At 67.6% G+C, this 4,587-nt stretch carries 5 protein-coding genes and 1 pseudogene; 5 read left to right on the forward strand and 1 reads right to left on the reverse strand.

The annotated features are described in order from the left end of the window. Positions 1-380: pseudogene (locus DIZ27_RS44130) on the reverse strand (ATPase); the annotation flags it as partial. A gap of 97 nt (positions 381-477) precedes the next feature. Between DIZ27_RS44130 and DIZ27_RS44135 the strand changes: the two are divergent. The 5 genes from DIZ27_RS44135 to DIZ27_RS44155 all read left to right on the forward strand — a co-directional run. Beyond that, entirely contained in the window at positions 478-1,479 is a 1,002-nt protein-coding gene (locus DIZ27_RS44135; protein WP_109383876.1) for a tripartite tricarboxylate transporter substrate binding protein, read from the forward strand. Continuing rightward, a complete protein-coding gene (locus DIZ27_RS44140) occupies positions 1,476-2,009 on the forward strand; it encodes a tripartite tricarboxylate transporter TctB family protein (RefSeq protein WP_109383877.1) in 534 nt (177 codons plus the stop codon). The genes DIZ27_RS44135 and DIZ27_RS44140 overlap by 4 nt, the downstream gene beginning before the upstream one ends. Continuing rightward, on the forward strand, positions 2,009-3,523 hold the full coding sequence (locus tag DIZ27_RS44145; protein WP_109383878.1) for a tripartite tricarboxylate transporter permease: 1,515 nt from the start codon (positions 2,009-2,011) through the stop codon (positions 3,521-3,523). The genes DIZ27_RS44140 and DIZ27_RS44145 overlap by 1 nt, the downstream gene beginning before the upstream one ends. Beyond that, positions 3,520-3,915 (forward strand): universal stress protein, encoded by a 396-nt coding sequence (locus tag DIZ27_RS44150; protein WP_109383879.1) that lies wholly within the window; start codon positions 3,520-3,522, stop codon positions 3,913-3,915. Before DIZ27_RS44145 ends, DIZ27_RS44150 begins: the two co-directional genes overlap by 4 nt. A 92-nt stretch (positions 3,916-4,007) precedes the next feature. Beyond that, positions 4,008-4,587: DUF475 domain-containing protein (locus tag DIZ27_RS44155; RefSeq protein ID WP_146229154.1), on the forward strand; the 580-nt coding region annotated here is incomplete at its 3' end.

The following is a 4,587-nucleotide window of genomic DNA, read 5'->3' on the forward strand; positions in this document are numbered from 1 at the left end:
CAAGGCWGYCGCKCGGCCTCGGCGACGCCGGGGCCGAGCGACAGCCTTGTACCGATCACCGTGGGATTCGTGGAGCTGACGATCCTGCCGCTGCTGTCGGCGACCGTCACGGAGGTGACGCCCGACTGGGTCAGCGTGGTCTGCACGAGCGGGGCGAGCGTCTCACCCGGCGCCGGCCGGCCGAGCTGGCTGGACACCAGGGGGTTGCCGGCCAGTTGCTCGGCCAGCGCGGTGACCCGGCGTCCCTCGACCCGGTTGAAGGTCGCTTCCGACTGGGCCAGCGAGACGGCGGCGACCGCCAGCAGCACCACCACGATGATGGCGAGCTGGAGTACCAGCAGCTCGCCCGCGAGGGTATGGCGGCGAAAAGTTACGACCACAATGAACTCAATCTTTAATGCTGACACAACACAGACGTGGTGTCTCACGAGTCGCACAATCATGGCGTCCGACTGCCGGAAGCGAAAGAGACAAGCCATGAGAACTCGCAGAGCTGCTGTCGTCAGTGCCCTGGCCGCCATGTCCATGCTCGCGGTAGGCGCCTGCGGCGCCACCGCGGAGAAGAAGGAGACGGGCAAGAGCGACGAGCCCGTCACCGGACTGCGGATCATGGTCCCCAACACCCCGGGCGGCGGGTACGACACCACCGCGCGGACGGCGGCCAAGGTGCTGGAGGACACCAAGATCGCGTCCGGTGTCCAGGTGTTCAACCTCCCGGGCGCCGGCGGCACGGTCGGTCTGCAACGCACCGTGAACGAGAAGGGCAACGGCAAGCTCGCCATGCAGATGGGGCTGGGGGTCGTCGGTGCCGCGTACGCCTCGAAATCGAAGGCGACGCTCTCGCAGACCACGCCGATAGCCAAGTTGATGGAGGAGGCGGGCGCGATCGTCGTGCCCAAGGACTCTCCGTACAAGACGATCGACGATCTCGTCACCGCCTGGAAGAAGGACCCCAAGAGCGTCGCGGTCGGGGGCGGCTCGTCGCCCGGCGGACCGGACCACCTGCTTCCGATGCAGCTCGCCAAGACGGTCGGCATCGACCCGAAGAAGGTCAACTACATCGGCTACGACGGCGGCGGTGAGCTGCTCCCGGCGATCCTCGGCAACAAGATCGCCTTCGGGGCCAGCGGTTTCGGCGAGTTCCTCGACCAGATCGAGGCGGGTCAGGTGCGAGTGCTCGCGGTGACCAGCGAGAAGCCGATCGACGCCCTCGATGACGCCCCGACGCTGAAGTCCTCGGGGATCGACATGGTCTTCACCAACTGGCGCGGAATCGTCGCCCCGCCCGGCATCAGCGACGCCGACAAGAAGGTCTGGATCGACTCGCTGACCGCGATGCACGGCTCCGAGGAGTGGAAGGCCGAGCTGACCAAGCACGGCTGGACCGACGCGTTCACCACGGGCGACGAGTTCGCCACCTACCTGACGGAACAGGACAAGGCCGTCGCCGACATCCTCACAGAGCTCGGTCTGGCATGAGTCTGGACGTCGATGAGCGCACCGCTCCCGAGTCCCGCCGGCCCCCGGGAGCGGACCGCGCACAGTACGGTGTGTGCGCGTTCCTCGCCCTGCTGGGCGTACTGGTGATCGTCGACGCCACCGGGATCGCGCACACAACGAGCAGCACCGACCCGATCGGGCCGCGCACGGTACCGGTACTCCTCGGCGTACTGCTCCTTCTGATCGCCCTCGTGTACGTCGTCGACGTCGCGCGGGGCGGCCGCGTCGAACCGGAGGGCGGCGAGGACGTCGACCTGACGAATCCGATCGACTGGCGCACCGTGCTGCTGATGGTAGGCGCGTTCGTCGTCAACGCGGTACTGATCGAACCCCTCGGCTGGGTGATCAGCGGGACCCTCCTGTTCTGGGGAACGACCTTCGCCCTGGGCAACCGGCACCACCTGCGCAACCTGGCGATCGCGGTGGCGCTGTCACTCATCACCTTCTACGCCTTCGCGATCGGGCTCGGCGTCTATCTCCCGGCCGGCGTGCTGCAAGGAATCCTGTAATGGACAACCTGAATCATCTGCTCGACGGGTTCGCGCACGTCGTCACCCCGATGAACCTGCTGCTGGCGCTGATCGGCGTCACCATCGGTACGGCGGTCGGGGTCCTGCCCGGCATCGGCCCGGCCATGACCGTGGCCCTGCTCCTGCCCGTGACGTACGGAATGGAGCCGACCCAGGCGTTCATCATGTTCGCCGGCATCTTCTACGGAGGCATGTACGGCGGTTCGACCACCTCGATCCTGCTGAACACGCCCGGCGAGTCGTCCTCGGTCGTCACGGCCATCGAGGGCAACAAGATGGCCAAGGCCGGCCGGGCGGCGCAGGCGCTCGCCACCGCGGCGATCGGCTCCTTCGTCGCCGGCACGATCGGCACTCTGCTGCTGGTGTTCGTCGCCCCCGTCGTGGTGGATTTCGCGGTCGGCCTCGGCGCACCGGACTACTTCGCGATCATGCTGCTGTCCTTCATCGCGGTCACCGCGGTACTCGGCTCGTCGCGCATCCGCGGGTTCGCCTCGCTGCTCGTCGGCCTGGTGATCGGCATTGTCGGAATCGACTCGGTCTCCGGGCAGCAGCGGCTCACCTTCGGCGTCCCCCAACTCGCCGACGGCATCGACGTGGTGGTGGTCGCCGTCGGCATCTTCGCCGTCGGTGAGGCCCTCTGGGTGGCGGCGCATCTGCGGCGCAAGCCCGCGGGGGTGCTTCCCGTCGGCGTGCCGTGGATGGGCCGGGAGGACTGGAAACGGTCCTGGAAACCCTGGCTGCGCGGCGCCGCCTTCGGGTTCCCCTTCGGAGCCATGCCGGCCGGTGGCGCGGAGATCCCGACGTTCCTGTCGTACGTCACGGAGAAGAAGCTGACCAAGTACCCCGAGCAGTTCGGCAAGGGGGCCATCGAGGGAGTCGCCGGCCCGGAGGCGGCAAACAACGCGTCCGCGGCGGGCACCCTGGTGCCGATGCTCGCCATCGGACTGCCGACGAACGCGACCGCCGCGGTGATGCTCGCGGCGTTCCAGTCGTACGGCATCCAGCCCGGCCCGCTGCTGTTCGAGCGCGAGTCGGGGCTGGTCTGGGCACTGATCGCCAGCCTGTTCATCGGCAACCTGCTGCTGCTCCTGCTGAATCTGCCGCTCGCGCCGGCCTGGGCCAAACTGCTGCGGATACCGCGCCCCTATCTGTACGCGGGGATCGTGTTCTTCGCATCGATGGGTGCCTACGCGGTCAACGCCCAGCCGCTGGACCTGTTCCTCCTCCTGACGCTGGGACTGCTCGGTTTCGGAATGCGCAGATTCGGGCTGCCGGTGCTGCCGCTGATCGTCGGCGTCATCCTCGGCCCCCTCGCGGAACTGCAGGGCCGACGGTCGCTTCAGCTGTCGGGTGGCGAACTGTCCGGTCTGCTGGGCGGACCGGTCTCCTATGTGATCTACACGGTGATCGTGCTCGTACTGGTCTGGCCGCTGGTCCACCGGTTCGTCGTGCGTCCACTCGTCGAGCAACGGGCCAGAAAGGGGCGATCATGACGGTACTGGTGGGATATGTGCCCACGCCGGAGGGAGAGGCGGCCCTGCGCGCGGGAGTCGACGCGGCCCGCGCCCGGGGCGAGAACCTGCTGGTGGTGAACACCTCGCGAGGTGACGCGTACGTCGACCGCGGTTTCGCGGAGCGGACAGACCTCGACCAGGTCCGACGGGACCTGACCGAACTGGGCGTCGACTTCGACATACGCCAGGTGGTCGGCGGACGCGACGCCGCCGAGGAGATCGTCGAGCTGGCGGGGTCCGCCGGGGTGTCCCTGGTGGTGATCGGGCTGCGGCACCGCAGCCCGGTCGGCAAGCTCCTCCTGGGGTCCTCGGCGCAGCGGATCCTCCTGGACGCGCCGTGCCCGGTCCTCGCAGTGAAAGCGGATTCCTGACATACCCCTGTGACACACCGTCACCCCGGGGTGCGCCGTGGCCGGCGACGCGCGAGGTCGCCGGCGCCCCCTCCCTAACCGATTGGGTACCAGTGGTTCTGAAAACCTTCGGCTGGTCGTTCGCGGTCACCGCGCTCGGTCTGGTCGCAGCGATCCTTTTCGGGGGGTGGACCGCCTTTGGCATCGTGGCGATCCTGTCGATCCTCGAGATCTCGCTGTCCTTCGACAACGCGGTGGTCAACGCCGGGATCCTGAAGAAGATGAATGCCTTCTGGCAGAAGATCTTCCTCACGATCGGCATCCTGATCGCCGTCTTCGGCATGCGGCTGGTCTTCCCCGTCGTGATCGTCGCCATCAGYGCCCAGCTCGGTCCGATCGAGGCGGTCGATCTCGCCTTCAGCGACAAGGACCGGTACCAGCAGCTCGTCACCGACGCCCACCCGTCGATCGCCGCRTTCGGTGGCATGTTCCTGTTGATGATCTTCCTGGACTTCGTGTTCGAGGACCGGGAGATCAAGTGGCTGACCTGGATCGAGCGCCCGCTCTCCAAGCTCGGCAAGGTCGACATGCTGTCGGTCTGCGTCGCGCTGATCGTCCTGCTGATCGCCTCCCTGACCGTCGGGGCCAACGCCCACCAGCACGGCGGCCTCCACGTCGACAAGGCGGAGACCG

Source organism: Streptomyces sp. NWU339 (assembly GCF_003143855.1).
In the GTDB taxonomy this organism is placed as follows: domain Bacteria; phylum Actinomycetota; class Actinomycetes; order Streptomycetales; family Streptomycetaceae; genus Streptomyces.